Below are 26,637 nucleotides of genomic sequence, written 5' to 3'. Positions count from 1 at the left end.
CGTCGTACCAACAAGGCGGTCGCGCGCGCCAGGCACAGGATGGACTGGCCCGAAACAAACGTAGGAGCGGGTTTACCCGCGAAGCGCCGCGCGGGCGGCGCTCGATCTCATAGGCGCTGAATATCTCAAGAAGGGCACCTGGTAGCCTTGATGCAATCCCCTCCCCCTCCCCTCCCCCTCCCCAACCACACAACCCGCTACCAGACAAGCTAACCGTTGTCGAGATATGGTTGGGCCAGTCCTTTGCGTATACTGCAACCTATGTTCGCCCACACTGCTTTGCGCCAGCGTTGCGCCAAATGGCTTCTCGCAACCGGACTCTTTCTGCTGCTAGGTGCCTGCGTTGAAAAACCCAGCACCCTCGAGCGCGTGAAGGAGGATGGCGTGCTGCGCGTGATCACACGCAACAGCCCGGCAACCTACTTCCAGGACCGTAACGGCGAAACCGGCTTCGAGTACGAACTGGTCCAGCATTTCGCCGACGATCTCGGCGTAAAGCTGCAGATCGAGACCGCCGACAACCTGGACGAGCTCTACGACTCCCTCGGCAAGCCCTCCGGCCCGGTACTGGCTGCCGCCGGCCTGGTCAGCAGTGAACGGCGCAAAACCCAGGTGAAATACTCCCATCCCTACCTGGAGGTGACCCCGCAGGTCATCTACCGCAACGGCCGCCCGCGCCCCACCGGCGCCCAGGGTTTGGTCGGCAAGAAGATCATGGTGCTCAAGGGCAGCAGCCATGCTGACCAGTTGGCCGAGCTGAAAAAGCAGTACCCTGCCTTGCAATATGAGGAATCCGACGCCGTCGAAGTGGTCGACCTGCTGCGCATGGTGGACGAAGGTCAGATCGACTTGACCCTGGTGGACTCCAACGAACTGGCGATGAACCAGGTGTATTTCCCCAACGTGCGGGTCGCCTTCGATTTGGGCGACACCCGCGACCAGCGCTGGGCAGTGGCAGCAGGCGAAGACAACAGCCTGCTCAACGAAATCAACGAATTTCTCGACAAGGCACAGAAAAACGGCACCCTTCAACGCTTGAAGGACCGCTACTACGGCCATGTCGACGTGCTTGGCTATGTCGGCGCCTACACCTTCGCCCAGCACCTGCAGCAGCGCCTGCCCAAGTACGAGAAGCACTTCAAGAGCTACGCCAAGGTCGAGCAGGTCGACTGGCGCCTGCTGGCCGCCATCGGCTACCAGGAATCGATGTGGCAGCCGGAAGTCACCTCCAAGACCGGCGTGCGCGGCCTGATGATGCTGACCCAGCGCACCGCCCAGGCCATGGGCGTGTCCAACCGCCTGGACCCGAGGCAGAGCATCCAGGGCGGCGCCAAGTACTTCATGAAGATCAAGGAAGAGCTTGACGACAGCATTCAGGAACCGGATCGCACCTGGTTTGCCCTGGCGGCCTACAACGTCGGCAGCGGCCACCTGGAAGACGCCCGCACCCTGGCCAAGCGCGAGAAGCTCAACCCGAACAAGTGGCTGGACGTGAAGAAGATGCTGCCGCGGCTGGCTCAGAAGCAGTGGTACCGGCAGACCAAGTACGGCTATGCCCGTGGGGGCGAACCGGTGCATTTCGTGGCCAACATCCGTCGTTACTACGACATCCTCACCTGGGTGACCCAGCCGCAGCTCGAAGGCCAGGTGGCCGAGGGCAACCTGCATGTGCCCGGGGTCAACAAGGACAAGCCAGCGGATAAGTCGTCGCCGATGTAAGCCAGTAGGCCTCTTCGCGGGCAAACCCGCGGCTACAAGATTTGCGCAGAACCTGTAGGGGCGGGCTTGCCCGCGAAGAGGCCGGTACAGCTCAAGCCTTGGCCCGGCGGGCCTTGAAGAAGTCGCTGAGGATCTGCCCGCACTCTTGCGCCAGCACCCCGCCCTCCACCATCACCCGGTGATTGAGAAAGCCTTGGCCAAAGAACTGCCCCTGGCTCTGCACGATCCCCGCCTTGGGCTCCAGCGCGCCAAACACCACGCGCATCACCCGCGAATGCACGATCAGCCCCGCACACATGCTGCACGGTTCCAGGGTCACATACAGGGTGCTGCCGGGTAGCCGGTAGTTGCTGGCCGACCTGGCTGCCGCCCTGATCGCCACCATCTCGGCATGCGCGCTGGGGTCGCTGTCGATGATCGGCCGATTGAAACCCTGGCCGATCACCTGCCCATGCTGTACCAGCACCGCCCCCACCGGCACCTCGCCCAGCACCGCGCCTTCGGCGGCCAAGGCCAGCGCCAGGCGCATGAACTCCTGATCGCGACTGCGATCGATGATCTGCGGGCGCATCAGACCACCGCAATCGCGGCCATCAGGCCGGTTTCCATGTGGTCGATGACGTGGCAGTGAAACATCCAGGTCCCTGGGTTATCCGCCACCAGTGCTACCTGGGCGCGCTCGTTCTTGCCCAGCAAGTAGGTGTCGGTGAACCACGGTTCCTTGATGTCGTGACGGTTGGAGGCGATCACCTTGAAGCTCATGCCATGCAAGTGGATCGGGTGCTGGTACTGGGTCATGTTCTTAAGCTCGAAGATGTAGCTCTTGCCCTTCTGCAACGTGGCGATGGGGCGGTCGGCACAGGTCTTGTCGGTAATATCCCAGGCCTGGCCGTTGATCTGCCACATGCTCGACGGTTTGGCCGGATCAGCGGTGACAGAGACGCCGGCCGCCCACTCGAAATTGAAGTTCAGCTTTTCGGCATTCTCCAGGTCCGGCTCGGCGATCGGATTGGGTGGCAGCGCGGGCGGCCAGTCACTCGGCGCGTCGTTGCTGGCCACCGAACGCAGGGTGCCCAGGCGCACGAAACCGTCGCGCAGGGAAATTTCCTCACCCGCCTCAGGAATGCGGATGGCCAGGCAGATACGCATGCCAGGGCCTAGCCAATATTCGTCCAGCGCACGCGGGGTCACCGGGTTGCCGTCGAGGGCATAGATTCTCGCCTCGCAGTTGCCCTTGAGGTTGAGGCGGTAGGTCCAGGTATTGTCCAGGTTCAGCACGCGCACCCGCACCACCTGGCCGGCCGGCAGCTCGGTGATCGAGTCGGCCTGGCCGTTGATGGTGATCAACCGCCCGGCAGTGCCGTTGCGCGCAGCCTCGCGCGGAATGCTGAAAGGCAGCCATGCGCCCTGCTCGTCCACATGCCAGTTCTTCAGGCTCAGCGTGCGCTCATGCTGGAACCCGGTGGGTTCACGTTCCTCGACGATCAGCGGCCCGACCAGACCGCGGCCTAGCTCCTCGGAGCTGCTGACGTGCGGGTGGTACCAGTAACTGCCGGCGTCCGGCACGCGGAATTTGTAATCGAAGTACTCACCCGGCTTGACCGGCAACTGCGACACATAGGGTACGCCGTCCATTTCCAGCGGCAGGCGAATGCCGTGCCAATGGATAGTGGTTTCGACCGGCAGGTGATTGATGAAGCGCACCCGCAACCAGGTGCCTTGGCGTACTCGCAACTCCGTCCCCGGCGCTGAAGGGCCAAAAGCCCAGGCCTCGGTCTTGAAACCCGGCACCAGCTCCACTTCCAGCGGGGCGGCAATCAGCTCGTAGTCGTGCCCGGCGTTCTCGTCCTCGACCTTGCCCAACCAGTATCGCGCCGCGCCTCCGGCCCCCAGGCCTACTACAACCAGGCCAGTGAGGCCTTTGAGCATTTGTCGACGGGTGAAGGACATCGGTGCGGGTACCTCGCTTCGGTGCAATCAAACTGCCAGCAGGACTGACGATAAAGGCGAATACGATACACCTGCAAACGGGAAATATTAAGTGAAAACCCGGCGTCACGAAGCGACCGGACAAGCAATAAGCACCACCGCCCTGGCTCACGACCGTTCAAAACTGGCAGCCTTTCACCTCTATTGGACAACCGTGATGCTTGCCGACACCCTCCCCAGCGACCAGCAAATGCTGATGACCCTCGCCGGACAACTCACTGAAGACTGCCCTGACATGCGCGAGATGGCGCGCGAAGTCGCACAACAGCTCCTTGCGCGTCATGACCTGAAAGCACTCGAGCCCGACAATGTCTACCTGCACCGTTTCCACACCGCCGTCAGCAGCCCTCGAACCTTCAACGGCTGGCAGCACCTGGATCAGCCCTTTGAATCCCTGACCCTGCCACAACTGGTGATGCACCGCTTCGATGCCCAAGCCCGGGACAACGCTGACGTGCTCAGTTACCTCGCTGGCTTTTACAGCGATGGACCAGGCAAAGACGTGTATGACGAGCGCAATGAAGTTCGACTCGACCCCAAGGACGTGCTGGAGTATTTCTGGCGCATTGATTTTGCCTCGGGTTTCAAGACGCGGATGACCTCGTTCTGGGCAAAACATTCAGAGCACTTCCGCACGCTGGCCAAAGCCAACTTCATGAGCAAATTACTGGAAGCCTGCGCGCAAGAGCCCTCCTCCGCGCTAGCCCGTCACGGCCAGGATATCGCTCATGCCCTGGTGGGCGAGACGACCTGGCCGCCGTCGCTGGAAGCACTGCAACAAAGGGTCTTGCCGGGTGGCGCAACGCGCGTATGCGCGTTGGACATTGGCGGGTATGTGGCGACGGACATCCTTCGCCTGCAATTGGCCAATGGCAGCCAGCTGATTTACATGCCGGGCGATGTCGACGGCTTACATTACTTCCAGAACGACCAGGCACTGTTCTGGTGGGTGCTCACAAACTGCACCTATGTCGAAAACCGAACCCGCTTTCTGGCACATTTTTCCCTCGACGATCGTGAAGAGGCTGACGGCAAAGTCGGGTTGAATCATCTGATCGATCTGCTCTTTCACGGCTGGGGCAACCATGATTACAGCGGCCTCAATACCCTCGACCTGACCATTGAAGAGGATGCCTTCGACTGGCTGCGCAACAAGGCTCGCAAGCGGATGATCGATGATGCGCATTTCTCTTTGCGCTCCAACGCCGACCTGCGCAGGCAACTGTGGATCGGTTATCTGAAGGCGGGCCTGCAGGTGTTCGGCCCCATGGCGGCAGTGAGTTGGCCGGTAGCGTTGGCGCTGGTGGGGGCAGGCATTGCTGAAATGGGTTTGAACATCTACCAGGCGGTACACGGGCACACAACGCGTGAACGCAAGGCAGGTACAACCGGCGCCATTTTCGCCGCCATCGAGACACTGTTCAACGCGACCTTTCTGCTCAGCGCACCAGGCAAACCCCTTGACGAGTTCGCAGAGGTGGCTGAAGCAGGCGCTGCGACTGAGGAAGGGGAAGCCCCGATACCGGCGGAAGAATCAGCGCATGAACACAGCGGGGAACCCACTGATGAAAGTGCTTCAGAGGTGGCAGAGGCGATTGAAACCTGGGTACCTCAGCCCTTCCAGCCAAGCGAAAGGTGGGCTGCACTGCGCCCTTTCGAAACGAATGTAGTGCTTGGCGGCAAACCTGGTACAGGGTTTCTTGAAGGTATCCATCTGCAAGATGGGCAGTTTTACGCATTGATCGATGAGATGCCTTACCAAGTACGTTTTGTACCCGAACTGAAATCCTGGACCATCGTCGATCCTGAAAACCCCTTCTCATTTTACAAAAGCTTGCCCATCCGCCTGGATGGCGCAGGCCAGTGGCACCCAGTGGAACGCCTTGGCCTCAACGGAGGCATGCTGTCGAGCCTGAAAATCTGGGGCCGGCCGTCAGCAAGAGCAAGCGTGCCACCCTTGGCTGAAACACCTTACGCAGTGCCAGCCGATTTGCGCGCCTCACTGAAGGATGTTTCTGACGATGAGATTACCGGTGCGCGAGCGTTCCTCGATGCCCCTGATCGACAGGCCGCCATCGCCCGATTTCGCCAACTACGTGATCAACTGGCCGCCGATGCCCAAACGTTCATGACCACAGTGCAAACACCGGCACGGCCGCATATACCAGAATTACCCGCCAACGCTTCTTCCAAATACATTTTGAAAAGTCTCTACAACAACAGTAACGGCTTGGTCATTGGCGAAGCGCACAGTGGCCTTGGCAGCAAGCGATTGCTGATCGACAACATGCGCCAGCTACGCAAACTGAAGGTAAAGACGCTGTACATGGAGCACTTCACCACCGACTTCCAGCAAGCAGACCTGGATACCTTCAACCGCACCGGCGTGATGCCGCAGGAGCTGGATCGCTACGTGGAAAGCCAGGATGTCGGCCACCGCACCGACCCCGAGGGCCGCTACACCTTTCGGCAGGTACTGGTCAGCGCACAGAAAAACGGCGTACGCATACAGTCCATCGACTGCATGGCCAGTTACCGCCAGGCGTGGGCAAATCCCGTTTCCGATGTGGCACGCCAGCGCATGATGAACTTCCATGCACACTTGATCATCGAGGCAGACCAGGCCGCGCGCGGCTCGGGAAAATGGATTGCGCTGGTCGGCAGTACCCACGCCAACACCTTCCATGGCGTAACCGGGCTGGCCGAAACCGAAGGCGCGATTGGACTGCGTGTCGAAGACCGCCCGATCGGCGAACCTGACGCTTACAGCGCAGACCCTGGTGTGGATGCCTTGGACGAAGGTGGCACCGTAAGGCATGTGCAAAGTGACCTGCGGCTACGCGCCGCCGTATTGACCACCCGCCCGCCATCACCAGACTTTGACAGCCTGCTGGTGAGGCCTGGCGATTACGCGATCGAACGCACCCAGGGCGAGGAATACCTGATCAACCGCAGCCGGGACTCGACCTTGCGACGCACGCTGATCCAGCGCGATGGGCGCTTTTACTACCTGGAGCGCCCCGATTGGCCAACCATCCATGAACGTCGCTTTCAAAACCTGGGCGAGCTTCATGCCCAATTGAGATTACGCGGCATGCATCACATCGCCCCTTGAGCCAGGCAAGGCGCAGATACGACAAGGGCGCCTTGCGGCGCCCTTGGGGTTCAGCTTATTCCCACTCGATAGTGGCAGGCGGCTTGCTCGACACGTCGTAGGTAACGCGCGAGATACCGTCGATTTCGTTGATGATACGACCGCTGACGGTTTCCAGCAGCTCGTACGGCAGGTGTGCCCAACGCGCGGTCATGAAGTCCACGGTCTCGACGGCACGCAGGGCCACAACCCAGGCGTAGCGACGGCCGTCGCCGACGACGCCGACCGACTTGACCGGCTGGAACACCACGAATGCCTGGCTGGTCTTGTGGTACCAGTCGGCCTTGCGCAGCTCTTCGATGAAGATGTGGTCGGCGCGACGCAGGATGTCGGCGTATTCCTTCTTCACTTCACCAAGGATACGCACGCCCAGGCCCGGGCCCGGGAACGGGTGGCGGTAGACCATGTCGTACGGCAGGCCCAGCTCCAGGCCGATCTTGCGCACTTCGTCCTTGAACAGCTCACGCAGCGGCTCGACCAGCTTGAGGTTCATCTCCTCCGGCAGGCCACCAACGTTGTGGTGCGACTTGATCACGTGAGCCTTGCCGCTCTTGGCGCCAGCCGACTCGATCACGTCCGGGTAGATGGTGCCCTGGGCGAGGAACTGGATGTTCTCCAGCTTGCTGGCTTCGGCATCGAACACGTCGATGAAGGTGCGGCCGATGATCTTGCGCTTCTTCTCAGGGTCGGCTTCGCCGGCCAGGTTGTCCAGGAACTGCTTTTCAGCGTCGGCGCGGATCACCTTGACGCCCATGTTCTCTTTGAACATGGCCATCACCTGGTCGCCTTCGTGCAGGCGCAGCAGGCCGTTGTCGACGAATACGCAGGTCAGCTGGTCGCCGATGGCGCGGTGCAGCAGCGCGGCAACCACCGAGCTGTCAACGCCGCCGGACAGGCCCAGCAGGACGTTGGCCGAACCGACTTGCGCACGCACCTGGGCGATGGCGTCTTCGACGATGTTGGACGCCGTCCACAGGGCTTCACAGCCGCAGATGTCCTGCACGAAGCGGGACAGGATGCGACCCCCTTGCTTGGTGTGGGTCACTTCAGGGTGGAACTGCACGCCGTAGTAGCCGCGGACGTCGTCGTACATGCCAGCGATCGGGCAGCTTGGGGTGCTGGCCAGAATGTTGAAGTTGCCAGGCATCTGGGTGACCTTGTCACCGTGGCTCATCCACACGTCCAGGCCCAGCACGCCGTCGTCGTCAACGTGGTCTTCGATGCCGTCGAGCAGGCGGCTCTTGCCGACAACGTCCACGCGGGCATAACCGAACTCACGCAGGTCGGAACCTTCTACCTTGCCGCCCATCTGCTCGGCCATGGTCTGCATGCCGTAGCAAATACCCAGCACAGGCACATTCAGGTCAAACACGGCTTGCGGAGCGCGCGGGCTGTTGGCTTCGTGGACCGACTCGGGGCCGCCGGCAAGGATGATGCCGCGCGGGTTGAATTCGCGGATCGCTTCATCGTCCATGTCGAACGGGTGCAGTTCGCAGTACACGCCGATTTCGCGCACGCGGCGGGCGATCAGCTGGGTGTACTGGGAACCGAAATCGAGGATCAGGATGCGGTGAGCGTGAATGTCGAGGGCCATGACTCAATCTCGTCAGTGGAAATCGGAAACGACGCGGGGCTGTCATGACAGCCCCGCTTTATGTTGTAGCTGGAAGCCTCAGCCTACGCGGTAGTTAGGGGCTTCTTTGGTGATTTGCACGTCGTGCACGTGGGATTCGGCCATGCCGGCACCGGTGATGCGCACGAACTCCGGCTTGGTGCGCATTTCTTCGATGGTTGCGCTGCCGGTGTAGCCCATGGACGAACGCAGGCCGCCCATCAGCTGGTGGATGATCGCGGCCAGGGCGCCTTTGTAAGGAACGCGGCCTTCGATGCCTTCCGGTACCAGCTTCTCGGCGCCGGCCGAGGAGTCCTGGAAGTAACGGTCGGACGAGCCTTGCGCCTGTGCCATGGCACCCAGCGAGCCCATGCCGCGGTAGGCCTTGTAGGAACGACCCTGGAACAGCTCGACCTCACCCGGGGCCTCTTCGGTACCGGCGAACATCGAACCCATCATCACGCAGGACGCACCGGCAACGATGGCCTTGGACAGGTCACCGGAGAAGCGGATACCGCCGTCAGCGATCAGTGGCACGCCAGTGCCTTCCAGTGCTGCTGCGACGTTGGCGATGGCGCTGATTTGCGGCACGCCGACACCGGCAACGATACGGGTGGTGCAGATAGAGCCAGGGCCGATACCGACCTTGACCGCATCAGCACCCGCTTCGGCCAGGGCCTTGGCGGCAGCGCCGGTGGCGATGTTGCCGCCGATCACCTGCACTTGCGGGTAGGTTTCTTTCACCCAGCGTACGCGGTCGATCACACCTTTGGAGTGGCCGTGGGCAGTGTCGACGACGACGACATCAACGCCAGCTGCCACCAGCGCAGCAACGCGCTCGCCGGTGTCCTTGCCGGTGCCGACGGCGGCGCCGACGCGCAGGCGACCTTGGTCGTCCTTGCTGGCCAGCGGGTAAGCCTTGGCTTTTTCGATGTCCTTGACGGTCATCATGCCCTTGAGGTTGAACTTGTCGTCAACGATCAGGACTTTTTCCAGGCGATGCTTGTGCAGCAGCTCGCGAACTTCGTTTTTATCGGCGCCTTCGCGGACGGTGACCAGGCGCTCTTTCGGCGTCATCACGTCGCGAACCTTGGCGTCCAGGCGATTTTCGAAGCGCACGTCACGGGAGGTGACGATGCCGACCAGGTCGCCGTTCGCCAGTACCGGCACGCCAGAGATGTTGTTCAGGCGGGTCAGCTCGAACAGGTCGCGCACAGTGGCATCGGCGTCGATGGTGATCGGGTCCTTGACCACGCCAGCCTCGAACTTCTTGACCTTGCGCACTTCGCCGGCCTGTTGTTCGATGGTCATGTTCTTGTGGATGATGCCGATACCGCCTTCCTGAGCCATGGCAATGGCCAGACGCGCTTCGGTCACGGTATCCATGGCAGCGGAAACCAGCGGAATGTTCAGCTCGATGCCACGGGTCAAACGGGTCTTGAGACTGACTTCATTGGGCAGTACCTCGGAATAGCCAGGTACAAGGAGGATATCGTCGAAGGTCAGGGCTTCTTGGCTGATACGCAGCATCGCGGGGGCTCCCGGGCGGGAAAAATGGAAGCGCGCCATTATACTCATGCATGGCGCGCCGCTCAATGCAAAATAAGGGCCTTCGGTCAGGCTTGTGGCAGTTTTACCTGCACCACGGCCACCGGCTGGTCGAGCCAGTCGGCGAAGCTGTCGAGAAAGGCCTGGGTGAACCCGGCCTCGCCCCAGTTGTTGAAGATGAACCCCAGGTTGGAAAAGGCACATGGCTGCAGGTAAATGAAGCCATTGATGTCATCTTCGAAGCCGCACAGTGGGCAGGTAAAGTTGTCGCTCACTGCCGGCATCCACTCTTCCAGGCTTTCGAACAACGGCTCGCCTACCTCGCGCCGGCACTCCGGGCAACCGGCTTCTTCGAGGAAGCCTTCGGTGGGGGTATAGATGCAGCGCTTGAGCATCACTTCCAGGCCGTTGACCGGTTCGCCGAAGGGCAGTTTTTCTGGGTGCAGGGCCACTTTGCGCGCCCCTGCCGCCAGGGCATGGCCCATGCGGTTACCGGTGCGGCCACAGGTGGTCAGCTGCTCCTCGACGACCTTTTCGCGCACCAGCCAGCGCAGGATGGCGCGGGCACGGGCTTCATGCACCGGGACGGTAGACAGCTTTGGAACGATGATGCTCTGGGTGTTCATGAACGGGACAAGCCTGAGAAACGCCGGTAATGACGCAATTCTACCGCTCAGGCGCTCAGGTAGCGACCAATCAACGCCAGCCCACTGGCCAGCACCAGCCAGGTGACCAGCCGTACGAACGCTTCAAGGGATAACCGGTGGGTCAACCGACGCCCTACCCACAGGCCAATGAACATGACAGGCAGCAGGCAGGCGGCGAGCAGCAGCAGGCTTTGGTCGGCATAGACACCGGCGATCAGGAACAGCGACAGACGCACTATCGTACTGCAGCTGATCAGCGCGCTCTGGGTGGCGCGTACCTGTTCCTTCACCTCCAGCCGTGCGCTCAGGTAAAGGGCATAGAGAAACCCGCCGCTGCCGAACAAAGCCCCGAACAACCCGCCTGCCGTGCCCATCGGCACCGCCCAGAAGCCGGACAGGCTGGCTGGCCTCACTTTCACTGCCAGCCCGTAAAGTGCATAGGCAGTCACGAATACCCCCATCAACAGCAGCAACAGGTCGGACTTCAGTTGCAGCAGGAACACCACGCCCAACGTACAACCCAAGGCCATGAAGGGCAGCAGCCGCAGCAATTCACTGCGTACCACATCCCGGCGCGACGGCAGCAGGTTGCCGAACGCGGCCACGAAATCCAGCAGCACCAGCAACGGGATGATGCGTGACAACGGCATGAAGTGAATCAGCACCGGCCCCGCCACGAGTGCAGTACCGAAGCCGGCGATGCCGAAGACGATGTAGGCCGCAGCGATGGCGAACAGGATCGGCAGCCAGTCAAGGCCGGAAAACGACAGTTGGGCAAGCATGGCAGCAGTTCCTGGGAAGACAGGCAAAGGTTAGCCAGCCATGAGCCATGCCGACTAATATGCCTTTATCCCAAGAGCCATCTCAAAAAGGCATGACATGACGTCGATCCGACAGTTGCGTTACTTCGTGGAAATCGCCGAGTGTGGCAGTTTCAGCAGTGCAGCCGAGCGACTGTACGTTGCCCAGTCGGCCCTTAGCCGGCAGATCAAGGAGCTGGAGCAGCAACTGGGCACGCCGCTGTTCGAACGCACGGCGCGCCTGCCTCGCCTGACGCTGGCCGGTCAGGCCTTTCTTGAACGGGCGCGACGCTTGCTGGCTGACCTGGCACAGGCGGAGCGGGTTACCCGTGACATTGGCCAAGGGTTGCAAGGCAGCTTGCGCCTGAACCATTCCAGCACCGTGCCGCTGACCGGCGGGCTTCTGGCTCGCCTGGGGAACTACCTGAAGCACAACCCAGGGGTTTCGCTGGAGATTGCGCAGCAGTCGTCGGAGGCACAACTGGAAGACATTGCTGCCGGACGGCTGGATATCGGCCTGTTGCGCTTGCCGGTGCTGCGCCAGCATGAAGGCGTGGTGCTGCATGAACTGTTCGACGAACCCTTGTTGCTGGCGGTCGCCGCTGGGCACCCCTTGGCGGGTACTCGGCACGTGCAACTGGAGCAATTGAAGGAAGAACGCTTCATTTCCATCCCGCACCGGGATCGCGGTGGCTTGAGCTACCTGTCTGCCTCGTTGTGCATGGGGGCAGGGTTCTTCCCGCAGGCGGCGCAGGTACTGTCGCGCAAGACTACGCAGTTGCAGCTGATACAGGCGGGGTTTGGGGTGGCGTTGTTGCCGCGGTGCATGTGCGAGATTGCCCCGGCTTCAGTCAGCTTCGTAGCGCTGGAGGGTGATTGCCAGAGCACAGTGGCACTGGCCTGTCGCCGTGATGCGGGGCAACTGGTGCGGCAGTTCGTGGCGACGATGCAGGGCTGAAGGCACCGGTTGCGGTCTTGTGGGAGCGGCCTTGCGTCGCGAAAGGGCTGCGATGCGGCCCCAGGTTTTCAGCTTCGCCGCATGAAGTGCCGGGGCCGCGTTGCGGCCCTTTCGCGACGCAAGGCCGCTCCCACAAGGATTGGGTCAAGGCTGACAGTAGGGGCAAGACAGACAACCGGGGCCGATGTCATTTATGATGCCTGCCATGATCAAAGACCCTTTCGAACGACTCGGGCTGGACCGCGAGGTCCTTACCGTCAGCCAACTCAACGGCCGCGCCCGCGTGCTGCTGGAAGACGTTTTCCGCAGCGTGTGGGTGGAAGGCGAAATCTCCAACCTCGCCCGCCCGGCGTCCGGCCACATGTACTTCACCCTCAAGGACAGCGGCGCCCAGGTGCGTTGCGCGTTGTTCCGGCAGAACGCCACGCGGGTACGCCAGGCACTGCGAGACGGCCTGGCGGTGCGGGTGCGCGGCAAGGTTTCGCTGTTCGAGGGACGTGGCGACTACCAGCTGATTCTCGACACCGTCGAACCCGCCGGTGATGGCGCGCTGCGCCTGGCTTTTGAGGCCCTGAAGGAAAAGCTCGGTGCCGAGGGACTGTTCAGCACCGAACGAAAGAAGCCACTGCCGGCTCACCCGCAGCGCATCGGCATCATCACCTCGCCCACTGGCGCGGTGATCCGCGACATCATCAGTGTGTTCGGCCGCCGTGCCCCGCAGGTGGAGCTGAACCTGATCCCTACGGCGGTACAGGGCCGCGAAGCCATCGCGCAGATCGTACGCGCCATCCGCCTGGCCGACAGCCTCGGCTTCGATGCGCTGATTCTGGCGCGTGGTGGTGGTTCGCTGGAAGACCTGTGGTGTTTCAACGAGGAAGCCGTGGCGCGTGCCGTGGCCGCCTGCGTCACGCCAATTGTCAGCGCCGTGGGCCATGAAACCGACGTGTCGATCAGCGACTTCGTGGCTGACGTGCGCGCACCCACCCCGTCGGCTGCCGCCGAGCTGCTGGCCCCTGACAACAGCGGCCTTCGGCAACGCCTGGATGGCCTGCAACGGCGCCTGCTGCTGCGCATGCAGAACCGCCTGACCCACGACCGCCTGCGCCTGGAGTCACTCACCCGCCGCCTGCGTCATCCAGGCGAGCGTTTGCGCCAGCAGGCTCAACGCCTGGACGACCTGGACATGCGCCTGCGTCGCGCGTTCATGCTCAACCTCAACCAGCGCCGCGAACGCCTGGCACGCCTGGACGCCCGCCTGGCCGCGCAGCATCCGGGGCGTAACCTGAAACTGCTGAACCAGCGCCTGGACAGCCTGGCCGAGCGCCTGCCACGGGCCATGCGTGAGGTGCTCAAGGACCGTCGCCAGCGGTTCCAGGCCCAGTTGCAGACACTGCAGGTGGTCAGTCCGCTGGCCACCCTGGCCCGCGGATACAGCATTTTGCTGGATGAACAAGGCCAGGCCATTCGCAGCGCGGAACAGACCCGCAACGGCCAACGCCTGACCGCCCGCCTGAACGAAGGCGAGCTGCTGGTGCGGGTCGAAGACAACCACCTGACCCCGGTCACCCTCTCACTACTGGACTGACACATGCCCCGCGTGCTCGCGCCCCTGCTTGCCCTTTCCCTGTTGCTGCTGGCCGGCGGCGCCCAGGCCAGCTACATCACCCGCACACTGAACAAACCGGTACCCGGCGGTGTGGCAGTCGTCGACCTGGGCCCCGCCGCCAACGCACCCAGCGCCCGTTTCGACGGCAAACCGGTGCTGGTGGTGAAGGAGCAGGACAACTGGCTGGCCATCGTCGGCATCCCGCTGACCCAGAAGCCCGGCACCGCAGTGCTGAACCAGGGCGGGCGCACCCTGCCTTTCAGCGTAGGCAGCAAGAAGTACCCTGAGCAGCGCATCACCCTGAAGAACACGCGCCAGGTCAACCCGAACCCGGCCGACCTCAAGCGCATCGACCGCGAACTGGCCGAGCAGATCAAGGCCTACCGCAGCTTCAGCCCTAACCTGCCGAGCAACCTGGTTCTCGACAAGCCGGTCAACGGCCCGCTGTCGAGCAAGTTCGGCGTGCGCCGCTTCTTCAACGGCGAAGAACGCAACCCGCATGCGGGGCTGGATTTTGCGGTGCCGGCAGGCACGCCGATCAAGACACCCGCCAATGGCAAAGTGATTCTGGTGGGAGACTATTTCTTCAACGGCCGCACGGTGTTCGTCGACCATGGGCAGGGCTTTATCAGCATGTTCTGCCACATGTCGAAAATCGATGTGCAGGTGGGCCAGCAACTGCGTCGTGGCGAGGTGGTCGGGCGCGTGGGCTCGACCGGGCGGGCTACCGGGCCGCACATGCACTGGAACGTCAGCCTGAACGATGCGCGGGTGGACCCGGCGATTTTCATTGGGGCGTTCCAGCCCTGAACGGTGCGCTGCCTGGGCCGGCCCATTCGCGGGTAAACCCGCTCCTACAAGGGGCGGCGTACCTGTAGGCGCGGGGTTACCCACGAATGGGCCAGCACCGCTGGCATTTCTTCCATTGTGTTGCGCCATCGAAAAATACCGCGCAAAAGCAACGAAGCACTCAGCCCAATCAAGCCATAAAATCTCGCCTAATGGCTTTTTTTAAGCATTTCTCTCAATTTTCCCCGAACGCTTGCCATCCCCCACCCCACTGGTTAAGTTTGAAGGCATGAAAACCTTCAGCACCCTCATCCTGCTCCGACAACATCGCAGCCTCTGCCTGGTCAGCGCCCGACTACCAGGCTGAATCGCGTCGCCTCGCCTCTTCATATCGTTATCGCTCGGCAGGCCCGATCTCGGCCGCACACAAAAGGATTGCTTCCATGACCATGCTCAAAGACCCTTCGAAGAAATACCGCGCTTTCCCGACCATCGACCTGCCTGACCGTACCTGGCCGTCGAAGACCATCACCCAGGCACCTATCTGGTGCAGTTCCGACCTGCGTGACGGCAACCAGTCGCTGATAGAGCCGATGGACTCGGAGAAGAAACTGCGCTTCTGGAAGACCTTGGTGCAGGTTGGCGTGAAGGAAATCGAAGCCTCGTTCCCGTCTGCCTCGCAAACCGATTTCGACTTTGTGCGCACCCTGATCCAGGACGGCCACATCCCGGATGACACCACCATCCAGGTGCTCACCCAGGCACGTGAAGACCTGATTGCCCGCACCTTCGAATCGCTGCGCGGTGCGAAGAAGGCCATCGTCCACCTGTACAACGCCACCAGCCCGTCGTTCCGCCGCATCGTCTTCAATCAGGACAAGCAAGGCGTGAAGGACATCGCGGTGAACGCGGCCAAGCTGTTCGTCAAGTACGCCGCCCAGCAGCCGGAAACCCAGTGGACCTTCCAGTACTCGCCAGAAACCTTCAGCGCCACTGAAATGGAGTTCGCCAAGGAAGTCTGCGACGCGGTCATCGAGGTGTGGAACCCTACCCCTGAACACAAGATCATCCTCAACCTGCCGGCCACCGTGGAAGTGTCCACGCCAAATATCTACGCCGACCAGATCGAGTGGTTCTGCCGCAACGTCAGCCGCCGCGACAGCGTGATCATCAGCCTGCACTGCCACAACGACCGCGGCACCGGCATCGCTGCCACCGAACTGGGCCTCATGGCCGGCGCCGACCGTGCCGAAGGCTGCCTGTTCGGCAACGGCGAGCGTACCGGTAACGTCGACCTGGTGACCTTGGCACTGAACCTCTACACCCAGGGCATCGACCCGTTGCTGGACTTCTCCGACATCGACGGTGTGCGCAAGGTGGTCGAAGAGTGCAACCAGTTGCCGGTGCACCCACGTCACCCGTATGTGGGCGACCTGGTCCATACCGCGTTCTCCGGCTCGCACCAGGACGCCATCCGCAAGGGCTTCGCCAAGCAGCAGGATGGGGAGCTGTGGGAGGTGCCTTACCTGCCGATCGACCCGGCCGACATCGGCCGCAGCTACGAAGCGGTAATCCGCGTCAACAGCCAGTCGGGCAAAGGCGGTATCACCTACCTGCTCGAGCAGGAATATGGCATCAGCCTGCCGCGTCGCATGCAGATCGAATTCAGCCAGGTGGTGCAGGGTGAGACTGACCGCCTGGGCCTGGAAATGACCGCCCAGCAGATCTACAGCCTGCTGCACAAGGAATACCTCCAGGCCAACGCGCCATACGCACTGGTCAGCCATCGCCTGCAGGAAGAAAACGGCCACAGCGCTGTGGAAGTGGAAGTTGCCGGTGAAGGCGAAACCACCCTGCACTGGCGCGGCAAGGGCAACGGCGCCCTGGAAGCACTGGTGGCCGGCCTGCCGATTGCCGTGGAGATCATGGACTACAACGAGCACGCCATTGGCGCTGGCACCAATGCCAAGGCCGCGGCCTACATTGAACTGCGTGTAGCCGGTGGCCGTCCGGTGCATGGCGTGGGTATCGATGAGAACATCACCACGGCCAGCTTCAAGGCCCTGTTCAGCGCGCTGAACCGCTCGCTGAGCCAGCAGGAAGCCAAGGCGGCCTGAAGCCTGGAATGAGGGATGAGAAAGCCCGCATCGTTTGATGCGGGCTTTTTTGTTGGCCTGCACTGGCCCTTTCGCGGGTAAACCCGCTCCTACAACGGCCTGTGTCCAATCACCAATGTGTGTCCACCGTCGATCAGGTGTAGGAGCGGGTTTACCCGCGAATACGGAGGCCACGGCAACGGTTAACGGCCAGGGATATTGGCCAGCAGGCCCGGCCCATTCGCGGGTGAACCCGCTCCTACAACGGCCTGTGCCCCCCGGTGTATGTCCACCGCAGATCGGTGCGTAGGAGCGGGTTTACCCGCGAAAGGGCCAGCACAACCACTGCAAATACCCCAGGCAAAAAAAGGGGCGCCGACCAAGCGCCCCACAAGCCGTAAAGCACACAACAGTTTTCAGTTGGCGTCCAGCAGTGCCATCGCCTCGGCACTGCACGCTTCGATCCGCGCCCAGTCACCGTTCTTGATCCAGCTGCTGTCGAGCATCCAGGTTCCCCCCACGCACATCACGTTTGGCAGTGCCATGTAGTTGCGCACGTTGGCCGGGTTTACACCACCGGTAGGACAAAAACGAATATCGCCGAACGGGCCACCAAAGGCCTTGATCGCCGCTACGCCGCCGCTGATTTCCGCCGGGAACAACTTGAACCGGCGGTAGCCCAGGGCATAGCCCATCATGATTTCGGACGGCGTGCTGATGCCCGGCAACAGCGGGATTTCACTGTCCACGCCAGCCTCGAGAATGTCCTGGGTAATACCTGGGGTAACGACGAACTGCGCGCCCGCAGCTTCAACCGCCGCGAACATGCTGCGGTCGAGCACGGTACCGGCGCCGACACACAGCTCCGGGCGCTGCTCACGCAGCACCTGAATGGCCTTGAGGCCATGCTGTGAGCGCAGGGTCACTTCCAGGGTACGGATACCGCCAGCGGCCAGGGCGTCAGCCAGCGGCAGGATGTCTTCCTCACGAGCAATGGTGATTACCGGCAGGATGCGCGCCTTTTTGCAAATGGCGTCGATCCGCGCGGCTTTATCAGCCATCGAGAGCTTGGGCTGTGGGCGTTCAAGGGTGGTCATGACTGTGGATCCTTGGCTCATGGGCACCAGTAGATGTCCAGGGGGTCGTGAAGAAAAGCGCGAATCGGCATTTCAGTAAGGTCATTGCCCGCCAGCGCGGCGCGCAGGGTAGCGAGTTTGCCCTGGCCTTGCACAGACAGCGCGATGAAGGCCGCGCTGGCCAGCAGCGAACGGGTCATCGACAGGCGCTGGTGCGGCACGCTCGGCGCCAGCAATGGCAGGCAGCGGCGCGGGCCGGCCGGGTCCAGGCCTGCTTCCAGGTTGGGACTGGCGGGGAACAGCGAGGCGGTATGGCCATCGTCGCCCATGCCCAGCACCAGCACGTCGATCGGCGGTAGCTCGGCCAAGGCCTGGTCAGCTTTGAGCGCAGCTGCATCAAGGTTCTCCGCCTGCTGGTACAGGCCAACGAAGCGGGCCTTGGCCGCTGCGCCCTTCAACAGGTGGCGGGCCAGCAGGCCGGCATTGCTGTCAGCGTGCTCCACTGGCACCCAGCGCTCATCAGCCAGGCTGACGATGACCTTGGCCCAGTCCAGCTGCTCGCTGGCCAGCTTCTCCAGGAACGGCACCGGGCTGCGGCCGCCAGACAACACCACACAGGCCTGCCCCTTGGCGGCAATCGCGGCGCGCAGGCGCTCAGCCACATCATGGGCCAAGGACACGGACAGTGCCTTGGCATCCGCCAGTTCATGAGCCTTCACGGCCGCTGGCAGTTTCAATTCAGATATCCCCATACCACGCCCTCCCATCGCGTGTGATCAGTGCAATCGAGCTCATCGGCCCCCAGGAGCCCGCCGCGTATGGCTTGGGCGCATCGCCCGCATTACGCCAGCCGGCGATCAACTGGTCGCACCACTTCCAGGCGTACTCGATTTCGTCCTTGCGCACGAACAGGTTCTGGTTGCCGCGCATCACTTCGAGCAACAGCCGCTCGTAGGCATCCGGAATTCGTGCACTGCGCCAGGCATCGGAAAAATTCAGCTGCAATGGGCCACTGCGCAGTTGCATGCCCTTGTCCAGGCCCTGCTCCTTGGTCATCACCCGTAAAGAAATGCCTTCGTCCGGTTGCAGGCGGATGATCAGCTTGTTACCGATCTGCAAACGCTGTTCCGGGGCGAAGATGTAATGCGGCGTTTCCTTGAAGTGAATGACGATCTGCGACAGTTTTTGCGGCATGCGCTTGCCGGTTCGCAGGTAGAACGGCACGCCCGACCAGCGCCAGTTACGGATGTCTGCGCGCAGGGCGACGAAGGTTTCGGTGTCGCTCTGGGCGTTGGCGTTGTCTTCGTCCAGGTAACCAGGTACCGGCTTGCCTTCGCTGTAGCCGGCAATGTACTGGCCACGCACCACACTGGTGCTCAAACCGTCACCAGTGATCGGTGCCAGGGCTTTAAGCACTTTCACCTTCTCGTCGCGGATGGCATCGGCGGACAGTTCGCTGGGCGGGTCCATGGCGATCAGGCACAGCAACTGCAGCAGGTGGTTCTGGATCATGTCGCGCAGTTGGCCGGCCTTGTCGAAATAACCCCAACGGCCCTCGATACCGACCTTTTCCGCGACGGTAATCTCCACATGGGAGATGGAGTTCTGGTTCCACTGGGTTTCGAACAGGCTATTGGCGAAGCGCAGGGCAATCAGGTTCTGCACCGTCTCTTTGCCCAGGTAGTGGTCAATGCGGTAAACCCGGCTTTCAGGGAAAAACCGCGCAACGGCATCGTTGACCCGGCGCGACGACTCCAGGTCGTGGCCAATCGGTTTCTCGAGCACTACCCGGGTGCGCGCAGCCAGCCCGACCTTGTCGAGGTTTTCGCAGATGGCCCCATACACCGCCGCCGCCGTGGCGAAGTAGGCAATCAGCGGCAGCTCGCCCGGCAGTTGCTCGGCCAGGGCCTGATAGCCCTCGGGCTGAAGGAAGTCCAGATGCTGGTAATTCAGGCGGGCGAGGAAGCGACCTAGCGCGGCAGGCTCGATATCTGCCTCGGGCACGTGCCGGCGCAGGTGGGCTTCGATGCTGTCCAGGTGCTCCTGCGCACTGCCGACCTCACGGGCGAGGGCCAGCAGGCGAGTGTCCGGGTGCAACAGGTTGGCCCGGTCGAGCTGGTAGAGCGCAGGAAACAGCTTGCGCAATGCCAGGTCGCCGAGGGCGCCAAACAGGGCAAAGGTGCAAGGTTCGACACTGATTGCAGCCATGATGTTGGTTCTTTCCTAAAGTTGGTCTAGGAATACCGCTTTCACACACGGTTTTCAAGGGAAAATGTAGTAAAAACCACAACATTACACGCAAGTGTTACAGACAAGTGGTGCGCCAACCGCACCGACAGTACGATAGACGACCGTGCAAAAAGCCTGCTGCTCCCACAGCCGGCTGTCTTCCCGACCCAAGGACACACCCATGGACCGCGTGCGAAACCTCCTGGAACAGATCCAGGGCCGCCTCGACGAGCTGAACAAGGCCGAACGCAAAGTCGCCGAAGTCATCCTGCTCAACCCGCAACAAGCCACCCGTTTCAGCATCGCTGCGCTGGCCCAGGCGGCCAAGGTCAGCGAACCGACCGTCAACCGCTTCTGCCGCTCGTTCGGCGTCAGCGGCTACCCCGAGCTGAAGCTGCAACTGGCGCAGAGCCTGGCCAGTGGTGCTGCGTATGTCAGCCGCGCAGTGGAGGCCGACGATGACCCGGCCGCCTATACCCAGAAGATCTTCGCCAGCGCCATCGCCTCGCTTGACAGCGCCTGCCAGCAACTGGACCCGCAACAGGTCAGCCGCGCTGTGGACATGATGATCCAGGCCCGGCAGATCCACTTCTTCGGCCTCGGTGCCTCGGCCCCGGTGGCCCTGGATGCGCAGCACAAGTTCTTCCGCTTCAACCTGGCCGTGTCGGCCCACGCCGATGTGCTGATGCAGCGCATGCTGGCCTCGGTCGCCCACACCGGCGACCTGTTCGTGATCATTTCCTACACCGGGCGCACCCGCGAACTGGTCGAAGTGGCGCGCCTGGCACGTGAAAACGGCGCTTCGGTGCTGGGCCTGACCGCCGCGGGCTCGCCACTGGCCAATGCCTGCAGCCTGAGCCTGCACATCCCGCTGCCGGAAGATACCGACATCTACATGCCGATGACCTCGCGGATAATCCAGCTGACCGTGCTCGATGTACTGGCCACCGGCATGACCCTGCGCCGCGGCGTGGACTTCCAGCCCCACCTGCGCAAGATCAAGGAAAGCCTCAACGCCAGCCGCTACCCGATCGAGGACGACGAACTCAACTGAGCCGGTGCGCCTGCAAACGCAGGTGCGCACGCTGCCCAGGCGCCAGGCTCAGGCCCTCACCACTGCCGCTGGTCGCCTCGACGCAGACAAAACGCTGCGACTCGCGGCCAGTCACCCCCATCAGCGGGCGATTGCCAGGGTGCCAGACCACGGTGTCGTCGCTGTCACCGGTATCGATGCACAGCTCGCGCTGCCAGGCCGGGTCCTGCAATTGCACCCGTGGCGTACCGGGGTAGACCTTCTGGCACCCGCCCTTGAGCTTCAGCGCGCCATCTTCACGGCAAGCCTGACGGTTGAGGCGGTCGTAGCCCTCAATATCTTCCAACCCAGACAGCGCTATCTCGGACACGTCACTGATGCGCCAGTACGCCAGCAGTGCATGGCTCAACTGGCAGGGTTCGCTGTCCTGATGCTCGGTGCTCAGGCTCAGTTCCATGCGGCTACCCAGCCGGGCGTGCAGGTCGACCTGCCAATCGCACAGGTCCAGCCGCCATTTCAGGGTCACGCCCTCCTCGTCCTCACGGCTGTCCACCAGCTTCCAGTCCAGCAGCCGCGCCCAACCATGGGCCGGCCACAGGTCTTCGCTGGGATGACGGCCATACCAGGGCCAGCACACCGGCACACCACCCCGGATCGCCCCAACCTGCGGCCACTGTTCGGCGCACCACAGCCACGGCCGTTCACCCGCTGGTTGAAAGTGCAACAACTGCGCGCCCTGGCGGCTGAACACCGCCTGGCAACGGGGGTGATCGATGATCAGGACATCGCGCTGCTGATAACGCTCCCACTCGAATGTCGGCCGGGGCCGCTGCGAGGAGAAGAAGCGATGGAGCGGATGTTCGGGCATGGTTCAGAGCTCTTGTTGTTTGAGATAGCGCTGTCTCGGCCTATCCCCAACACCCACTGCAGACCAGTGGGTGCCGGGAACCGAAAATGGATTGGCGTAAATTTACAACAAGTTGCCTCAGAATGACGACTGAATCTTCAAGCCAGCGACCAGCGCGTTATCCACCTCGTCCACCCCGCCAGGGCTCTTGATGTACTGCAGGTTGGGCCTCACGGTCAGCCAGTTGGTGACGTGGAAGCCGTAGTAGAGCTCTGCGTTGTATTCGGTACGCTGCAGCGGTACGAAACCAGGGTTGTCGTAATCGTTGATGCCGCTCTGTGCGTTGAGCAGTTCGGCACGCTTCTTCACGTCGTCATTCACATGAATTCGCGCCACGCCGAAGCCGATATCATCCTTGGGCCGAGCGTCGAAAGCGCCTTTGTAGACCAGCCCCACCTGCTGGTAGTTGTCGACCACGTTGGTGGCCTTGTCGTGCACGGTGAAGTTGGCGAACAGGCTAAGGCCACGGTTGACGTCGCCGCCATGGGCAGTGACCTGCTGCTGCGCCACCACCCACCATCCGTGCTTGCTGGAATGCGACTTGAAGGCTTCACCGGTCAGCGCCTGCGGGTTGCCGTTGACGTCGTCGTACACATCGTCAGCCTTGGCCGTGCTGTAGTAGTAACCCAGGCGGTACTCGCCCGGCAGACCATTGACCTTGGGCGACCACACCGCTTCCACCGGCAAGATCGCACCCTTGGTACCGCTACCGCTCAGCTTGAAGCCGTTGCCGGTTTCCAGGTTGGAGGGGTTCTGCTCGAAGGCCCCGACCTGCACGAAGAACGCCGGGGTGATGTTGTACTTCACCCGCAGCGCCCACTGGCTGACCGGCCAGTTGTACCAGATACCGCCCACCCAGTTGCCCACCTGCGAGCCGCAGAAGGCCAGGTTCTGGAAGTCGCAAGGGAAGCTGTTGAAGTCCTCCCCCTCGCCAAAACGGCCAAATTTCACGTCAAGCGCGCCGTCAAAGTACTTTTGCTTGATCCACATCTGGGTCAGGCGCCAGGTCTGGCCACGGCCCCACACCTCCTGCACCGAGCTGAACTGCCCGGCGCGCGGGTCGCTGATGCGGTCGTTGGACAGGTTGCGACCGCTTCGCTCGGTGATCGCCAGCTTGAACTCGGCATCATGCCAGCCCAGTATTTTCTGCAAGTCCAGATGCGCGCCGAGGGCGAACTGGTCGCTGTAGCGTGCGGTCTTGTCGTCGTTGTAGCCGCCATGCAGGTTGCCAGCCACCTCACCTACATAATCAAGGGTGAAGTCATAGCCTTTGTCCAGGAGCTCGGTCCGGGTGCCGCCCCAGTCGCCGGTCATCCATTTGGATTCGCTGGAAAAAGCCTCGGCAGCCTGTGTACCGCTGCTGCCTACAAGTGCAAGCAGAGCCAGCGATCCCAGTGTCTTGATGCGTTTGCGCTGTTCCATCCCTTTGCGTCCTCTTTTTCTTATTGATGGTGTAGACGATTCAACGGCCTTTGAAGTGAGCCACGTTGTCCTTTGCGGTTGCGCCAGTGCCGGCCAGGTGCAGGCGCTCGCCATTGGCAGCGTCGAACAGCAGCACCCGGGCCGGGTCGAATTGCAGGTTGAGGGTGTCACCCACCCGGCACGCCACATCTGGCGCCAGGCGGCAGCACACCTTGGTCTGGTTGAGCGTGACGAACACCAGTAGGTCCGGCCCGGTGGGCTCTGTGACCTGCACCTCGGCGCGGATAGCCGGCAAACCATTGCCGTCAGCAGCGCCCAGGGCAATCTGCTCAGGGCGGATGCCGAGGATGATCTCGCGCCCCTCAAGCGCGTCAGCAGCCCCCCCCAAGGGCAGCTCGCAGCGCGCCTGGCCGCTGTCGAGCAACGCCAGCAAGCGGCCGTCCTGCCTGGCCAGACGCACCGGAATGAAGTTCATTGGTGGCGAACCGATAAAGCTGGCCACGAACTGGTTGGCCGGGTCGTTGTAGATCTGCTGCGGGGTGCCGAACTGCTGGATGATGCCGTCCTTCATCACCGCCACCTTGTCGCCCAGGGTCATGGCCTCGATCTGGTCATGGGTGACGTACACCGTGGTGGTCTTCAGGCGCTGGTGCATCAACTTCATTTCGGTGCGCATTTCGACCCGCAGCTTGGCATCGAGGTTGGACAGGGGTTCATCGAACAGGTAGATCTTGGGTCGCCGCGCCAGTGCCCGGCCCATGGCCACGCGCTGCTGCTGGCCGCCGGACAGCTGCGCCGGCTTGCGCGCCAGCAAGTGTTCGATCTGCAGCAACTTGGCCACCCGCGCCACTTCCTCATCGATGGCGGCCTGGGGCAGCTTGCGGATCTTCAGGCCGAATTCGATGTTCTCGCGCACGCTCATGGTGGGGTACAGCGCATAGGACTGGAACACCATGGCGATATCGCGGTCCTTGGGGCTCATGCCACTGACGTCCTGCTCGTCAATGAGGATGGCGCCGCCGGTGATCTGCTCCAGGCCGGCGATACAGTTCATCAAGGTCGACTTGCCGCAGCCCGACGGGCCCACCAGGATCAGGAACTCGCCATCCTTGATCGACAGCTGGATGTCCTTGAGGGTATCCGGCAGGCCGCTGCCGTAGGTCTTGTTCACATTGCGAAGTTCGAGCGTTGCCATGGCTTACCCCTTGACCGCGCCGGCCGTCAGCCCGCGCACGAAATATTTGCCTGCCACCACGTAGACCAGCAGGGTTGGCAGGCCAGCGATCATCGCTGCCGCCATATCGACGTTGTATTCCTTGGCCCCGGTGCTGGTATTGACCAGATTGTTCAGGGCTACGGTAATCGGTTGCGAGTCGCCGCTGGAGAACACCACGCCGAACAGGAAGTCGTTCCAAATCTGGGTGAACTGCCAGATCAGGCAGACCATGATGATCGGCGTGGACATCGGCAGGATGATGCGGCGGAAGATGGTGAAGAACCCGGCACCATCCAACCTTGCGGCCTTGACCAAGGCGTCGGGGATGCTCACGTAGAAGTTGCGGAAGAACAGCGTGGTGAAGGCCAGGCCGTAGACCACATGCACCAGCACCAGGCCACCGGTGGTGCTGGCCAGGCCAAGCTTGCCGAGGGTGAACGAGGCCGGCAGCAGCACAGTCTGGAACGGCAGGAAACAGCCGAACAGCAGCAGGCCGAAGAACAGTTGCGAACCTCGGAAGCGCCACATCGACAGCACATAGCCGTTCAGTGCACCAATCGCGGTGGAGATCAGCACCGCGGGCACGGTGATCATGATCGAGTTCCAGAAGTAACCGCTGACCGCTCCCCAGGCCTTGACCCAGCCTATGCCGGTAATCACTGCAGGCCAGCTCAGCAGGTTGCCGGTGCTGATGTCTTCGGGGGTCTTGAAGCTGGTCAGCAGCATCACCACCAGCGGTACCAGATACAGCAGCACGGCGATCAGCAACACGGCATGGATGGCCATGCGGCTGAGGCTGAGCACCGGCTTGTCGACAGGACTATGCATGGCGTTTGCTCCGCAGCTCCGAGTACAGGTAAGGCACGAGGATCGCCAGGATCGCCCCGAGCATGAGGATGGCGCTGGCCGAGCCCATGCCCATCTGGCCGCGGCTGAAGGTGAACGAGTACATGAACATTGCCGGCAAGTCGGAGGAGTAACCCGGGCCGCCAGCGGTCATCGCCGCGACCAGGTCGAAGCTCTTGATGGCAATGTGCGAAAGGATCATCAGCGCACTGAAGAACACCGGGCGCAGGCTGGGCAGCACCACGGTCCAGTAGATACGCGGCAGGCTGGCACCATCCATCTGCGCAGCGCGGATGATCGACGGGTCAACGCCACGCAAGCCGGCAAGGAACATGGCCATGATGAAGCCCGAAGCCTGCCACACGGCCGCGATCACCAGGCAATACACCACCCGGTCGGGATCGATCAGCCAGTCCAGGCGAAAACCCTCCCAGCCCCAGTCACGCAACAACTTGTCCAGGCCCATGCCCGGGTTGAGCAGCCACTTCCAGGCCGTGCCGGTGACGATCATCGACAGTGCCATGGGGTACAGGTAGATAGTGCGGATGAAGCCCTCGCGACGGATGCGCTGGTCGAGCAACACTGCCAGCAACACACCGATGGCCAGGCTGATGGCGATGAACAGGCCGCCGAACAGAAGCAGGTTCTTGCTCGCCACCCACCAGCGGTCGTTGTCGAACAGACGGGCGTATTGCGCAAGGCCCGCCCACTTGTAGGTAGGCAGAAAGGTCGAGGTGGTGAAGGACAGCACGAAGGTCCAGAGGATGTAGCCGTAGAAGCCCACCAGGACGATGAACATGCTGGGTGCCAGCACCAGCTTGGGCAGCCAGCGCTGAAGCGCGTCCAGGGGTGAGGCCCGCAGTTGGGCGGTGGTCGTAGTCATGTCTTGGATCCCGAGGTAGTGGCGGTGCTACGCACCGCTTCGCGGGCAAGCCCGCTCCCACAGGTCCGGCGTCATGACCAGGAACAGTGGTGAGCAGGGCCCATCTG

At 62.2% G+C, this 26,637-nt stretch carries 21 protein-coding genes; 7 read left to right on the top strand and 14 right to left on the bottom strand.

Annotated elements, in window-relative coordinates; translation table 11 throughout:
* The first annotated feature begins 261 nt into the window (after positions 1–261).
* On the top strand, positions 262–1,719 hold the full coding sequence (gene mltF / locus KW568_RS05625; RefSeq protein WP_003255019.1) for a membrane-bound lytic murein transglycosylase MltF: 1,458 nt from the start codon (positions 262–264) through the stop codon (positions 1,717–1,719).
* Between the two features lie 91 nt (positions 1,720–1,810).
* Here the strand turns inward: mltF and tadA are convergent, their stop codons facing one another.
* Complete coding sequence (gene tadA, locus KW568_RS05620; protein ID WP_003255021.1) at positions 1,811–2,290, bottom strand: tRNA adenosine(34) deaminase TadA; 480 nt, start codon at positions 2,288–2,290, stop codon at positions 1,811–1,813.
* A complete protein-coding gene (locus tag KW568_RS05615) occupies positions 2,290–3,669 on the bottom strand; it encodes a multicopper oxidase family protein (RefSeq protein ID WP_003255022.1) in 1,380 nt (459 codons plus the stop codon). Before KW568_RS05615 ends, tadA begins: the two co-directional genes overlap by 1 nt.
* A 196-nt stretch (positions 3,670–3,865) precedes the next feature.
* Here KW568_RS05615 and KW568_RS05610 point away from each other — a divergent pair, with 196 nt between their 5' ends.
* Positions 3,866–6,823 carry a membrane-targeted effector domain-containing toxin gene (locus KW568_RS05610; RefSeq protein WP_004575638.1) on the top strand — a complete coding sequence of 986 codons (2,958 nt, stop codon included), beginning with the start codon at positions 3,866–3,868 and terminating at the stop codon, positions 6,821–6,823.
* Between the two features lie 55 nt (positions 6,824–6,878).
* Here the strand turns inward: KW568_RS05610 and guaA are convergent, their stop codons facing one another.
* The 4 genes from guaA to KW568_RS05590 all read right to left on the bottom strand — a co-directional run bounded on the left by guaA (position 6,879) and on the right by KW568_RS05590 (position 11,451).
* Positions 6,879–8,456, bottom strand: coding sequence for a glutamine-hydrolyzing GMP synthase (gene guaA / locus KW568_RS05605; protein WP_003255024.1), 1,578 nt, complete (start codon positions 8,454–8,456; stop codon positions 6,879–6,881).
* A 78-nt stretch (positions 8,457–8,534) separates the two neighbouring features.
* Positions 8,535–10,004, bottom strand: a complete 1,470-nt coding sequence (gene guaB / locus KW568_RS05600; RefSeq protein WP_003255025.1) for an IMP dehydrogenase — start codon at positions 10,002–10,004, stop codon at positions 8,535–8,537.
* Positions 10,005–10,090: 86 nt separating this feature from the next.
* Entirely contained in the window at positions 10,091–10,648 is a 558-nt protein-coding gene (locus KW568_RS05595; RefSeq protein WP_003255027.1) for a hypothetical protein, read from the bottom strand.
* Between the two features lie 47 nt (positions 10,649–10,695).
* The gene (locus KW568_RS05590) at positions 10,696–11,451 is read right to left on the bottom strand and encodes a sulfite exporter TauE/SafE family protein (RefSeq protein WP_004575639.1); all 756 of its coding nucleotides are present in this window, start codon (positions 11,449–11,451) and stop codon (positions 10,696–10,698) included.
* 97 nt (positions 11,452–11,548) lie between these two features.
* Here KW568_RS05590 and KW568_RS05585 point away from each other — a divergent pair, with 97 nt between their 5' ends.
* The 4 genes from KW568_RS05585 to leuA all read left to right on the top strand — a co-directional run bounded on the left by KW568_RS05585 (position 11,549) and on the right by leuA (position 16,939).
* A complete protein-coding gene (locus tag KW568_RS05585; RefSeq protein WP_003255031.1) occupies positions 11,549–12,427 on the top strand; it encodes a LysR family transcriptional regulator in 879 nt (292 codons plus the stop codon).
* A 205-nt stretch (positions 12,428–12,632) separates the two neighbouring features.
* A complete protein-coding gene (gene xseA / locus KW568_RS05580) occupies positions 12,633–14,012 on the top strand; it encodes an exodeoxyribonuclease VII large subunit (RefSeq protein ID WP_004575640.1) in 1,380 nt (459 codons plus the stop codon).
* 3 nt (positions 14,013–14,015) lie between these two features.
* Positions 14,016–14,843 (top strand): M23 family metallopeptidase, encoded by an 828-nt coding sequence (locus KW568_RS05575; protein ID WP_003255034.1) that lies wholly within the window; start codon positions 14,016–14,018, stop codon positions 14,841–14,843.
* Between the two features lie 422 nt (positions 14,844–15,265).
* Positions 15,266–16,939 carry a 2-isopropylmalate synthase gene (gene leuA, locus KW568_RS05570; protein ID WP_003255035.1) on the top strand — a complete coding sequence of 558 codons (1,674 nt, stop codon included), beginning with the start codon at positions 15,266–15,268 and terminating at the stop codon, positions 16,937–16,939.
* Positions 16,940–17,334: 395 nt separating this feature from the next.
* On the opposite strand, the gene KW568_RS05565 is transcribed toward leuA, so the two are convergent.
* Genes KW568_RS05565 through zwf form a run of 3 tightly spaced genes read right to left on the bottom strand, consistent with a single transcriptional unit; the run spans position 17,335 to position 20,202 of the window.
* Complete coding sequence (locus KW568_RS05565; RefSeq protein ID WP_003255037.1) at positions 17,335–18,015, bottom strand: bifunctional 4-hydroxy-2-oxoglutarate aldolase/2-dehydro-3-deoxy-phosphogluconate aldolase; 681 nt, start codon at positions 18,013–18,015, stop codon at positions 17,335–17,337.
* 17 nt (positions 18,016–18,032) lie between these two features.
* Complete coding sequence (gene pgl, locus KW568_RS05560) at positions 18,033–18,746, bottom strand: 6-phosphogluconolactonase (RefSeq protein ID WP_003255038.1); 714 nt, start codon at positions 18,744–18,746, stop codon at positions 18,033–18,035.
* Positions 18,733–20,202, bottom strand: a complete 1,470-nt coding sequence (gene zwf, locus KW568_RS05555; RefSeq protein ID WP_003255039.1) for a glucose-6-phosphate dehydrogenase — start codon at positions 20,200–20,202, stop codon at positions 18,733–18,735. Before zwf ends, pgl begins: the two co-directional genes overlap by 14 nt.
* Positions 20,203–20,413: 211 nt before the next feature.
* Here zwf and hexR point away from each other — a divergent pair, with 211 nt between their 5' ends.
* On the top strand, positions 20,414–21,277 hold the full coding sequence (gene hexR / locus KW568_RS05550; protein WP_169774905.1) for a DNA-binding transcriptional regulator HexR: 864 nt from the start codon (positions 20,414–20,416) through the stop codon (positions 21,275–21,277).
* On the opposite strand, the gene KW568_RS05545 is transcribed toward hexR, so the two are convergent.
* The 5 genes from KW568_RS05545 to KW568_RS05525 all read right to left on the bottom strand — a co-directional run bounded on the left by KW568_RS05545 (position 21,270) and on the right by KW568_RS05525 (position 26,530).
* On the bottom strand, positions 21,270–22,124 hold the full coding sequence (locus KW568_RS05545; protein ID WP_003255044.1) for a D-hexose-6-phosphate mutarotase: 855 nt from the start codon (positions 22,122–22,124) through the stop codon (positions 21,270–21,272). The genes hexR and KW568_RS05545 overlap by 8 nt on opposite strands.
* 117 nt (positions 22,125–22,241) lie before the next feature.
* A complete protein-coding gene (locus KW568_RS05540) occupies positions 22,242–23,585 on the bottom strand; it encodes a carbohydrate porin (protein WP_004575641.1) in 1,344 nt (447 codons plus the stop codon).
* 40 nt (positions 23,586–23,625) lie between these two features.
* Positions 23,626–24,780: an ABC transporter ATP-binding protein gene (locus KW568_RS05535; RefSeq protein ID WP_004575642.1), complete on the bottom strand. Its 1,155-nt coding sequence runs from the start codon at positions 24,778–24,780 to the stop codon at positions 23,626–23,628.
* Between the two features lie 3 nt (positions 24,781–24,783).
* Entirely contained in the window at positions 24,784–25,629 is an 846-nt protein-coding gene (locus KW568_RS05530) for a carbohydrate ABC transporter permease (RefSeq protein WP_003255048.1), read from the bottom strand.
* Complete coding sequence (locus KW568_RS05525; protein WP_003255050.1) at positions 25,622–26,530, bottom strand: carbohydrate ABC transporter permease; 909 nt, start codon at positions 26,528–26,530, stop codon at positions 25,622–25,624. Before KW568_RS05525 ends, KW568_RS05530 begins: the two co-directional genes overlap by 8 nt.
* Positions 26,531–26,637: the final 107 nt, after the last annotated feature.

Source organism: Pseudomonas sp. HD6515 (genome assembly GCF_024971855.1).
Classification (GTDB): domain Bacteria; phylum Pseudomonadota; class Gammaproteobacteria; order Pseudomonadales; family Pseudomonadaceae; genus Aquipseudomonas; species Aquipseudomonas alloputida.
This window is presented reverse-complemented; position numbering and strand designations above follow the sequence as displayed.

Excerpts from the sequence above, each read along its gene's own strand:
- mltF (WP_003255019.1), top strand. The coding sequence starts at position 262 with ATGTTCGCCCACACTGCTTTGCGCCAGCGTTGCGCCAAATGGCTTCTC.
- tadA (WP_003255021.1), bottom strand. The coding sequence starts at position 2,290 with ATGCGCCCGCAGATCATCGATCGCAGTCGCGATCAGGAGTTCATGCGC.
- KW568_RS05615 (WP_003255022.1), bottom strand. The coding sequence starts at position 3,669 with ATGTCCTTCACCCGTCGACAAATGCTCAAAGGCCTCACTGGCCTGGTT.
- KW568_RS05610 (WP_004575638.1), top strand. The coding sequence starts at position 3,866 with ATGCTTGCCGACACCCTCCCCAGCGACCAGCAAATGCTGATGACCCTC.
- guaA (WP_003255024.1), bottom strand. The coding sequence starts at position 8,456 with ATGGCCCTCGACATTCACGCTCACCGCATCCTGATCCTCGATTTCGGT.
- guaB (WP_003255025.1), bottom strand. The coding sequence starts at position 10,004 with ATGCTGCGTATCAGCCAAGAAGCCCTGACCTTCGACGATATCCTCCTT.
- KW568_RS05595 (WP_003255027.1), bottom strand. The coding sequence starts at position 10,648 with ATGAACACCCAGAGCATCATCGTTCCAAAGCTGTCTACCGTCCCGGTG.
- KW568_RS05590 (WP_004575639.1), bottom strand. The coding sequence starts at position 11,451 with ATGCTTGCCCAACTGTCGTTTTCCGGCCTTGACTGGCTGCCGATCCTG.
- KW568_RS05585 (WP_003255031.1), top strand. The coding sequence starts at position 11,549 with ATGACGTCGATCCGACAGTTGCGTTACTTCGTGGAAATCGCCGAGTGT.
- xseA (WP_004575640.1), top strand. The coding sequence starts at position 12,633 with ATGATCAAAGACCCTTTCGAACGACTCGGGCTGGACCGCGAGGTCCTT.
- KW568_RS05575 (WP_003255034.1), top strand. The coding sequence starts at position 14,016 with ATGCCCCGCGTGCTCGCGCCCCTGCTTGCCCTTTCCCTGTTGCTGCTG.
- leuA (WP_003255035.1), top strand. The coding sequence starts at position 15,266 with ATGACCATGCTCAAAGACCCTTCGAAGAAATACCGCGCTTTCCCGACC.
- KW568_RS05565 (WP_003255037.1), bottom strand. The coding sequence starts at position 18,015 with ATGACCACCCTTGAACGCCCACAGCCCAAGCTCTCGATGGCTGATAAA.
- pgl (WP_003255038.1), bottom strand. The coding sequence starts at position 18,746 with ATGGGGATATCTGAATTGAAACTGCCAGCGGCCGTGAAGGCTCATGAA.
- zwf (WP_003255039.1), bottom strand. The coding sequence starts at position 20,202 with ATGGCTGCAATCAGTGTCGAACCTTGCACCTTTGCCCTGTTTGGCGCC.
- KW568_RS05545 (WP_003255044.1), bottom strand. The coding sequence starts at position 22,124 with ATGCCCGAACATCCGCTCCATCGCTTCTTCTCCTCGCAGCGGCCCCGG.
- KW568_RS05540 (WP_004575641.1), bottom strand. The coding sequence starts at position 23,585 with ATGGAACAGCGCAAACGCATCAAGACACTGGGATCGCTGGCTCTGCTT.
- KW568_RS05535 (WP_004575642.1), bottom strand. The coding sequence starts at position 24,780 with ATGGCAACGCTCGAACTTCGCAATGTGAACAAGACCTACGGCAGCGGC.
- KW568_RS05530 (WP_003255048.1), bottom strand. The coding sequence starts at position 25,629 with ATGCATAGTCCTGTCGACAAGCCGGTGCTCAGCCTCAGCCGCATGGCC.
- KW568_RS05525 (WP_003255050.1), bottom strand. The coding sequence starts at position 26,530 with ATGACTACGACCACCGCCCAACTGCGGGCCTCACCCCTGGACGCGCTT.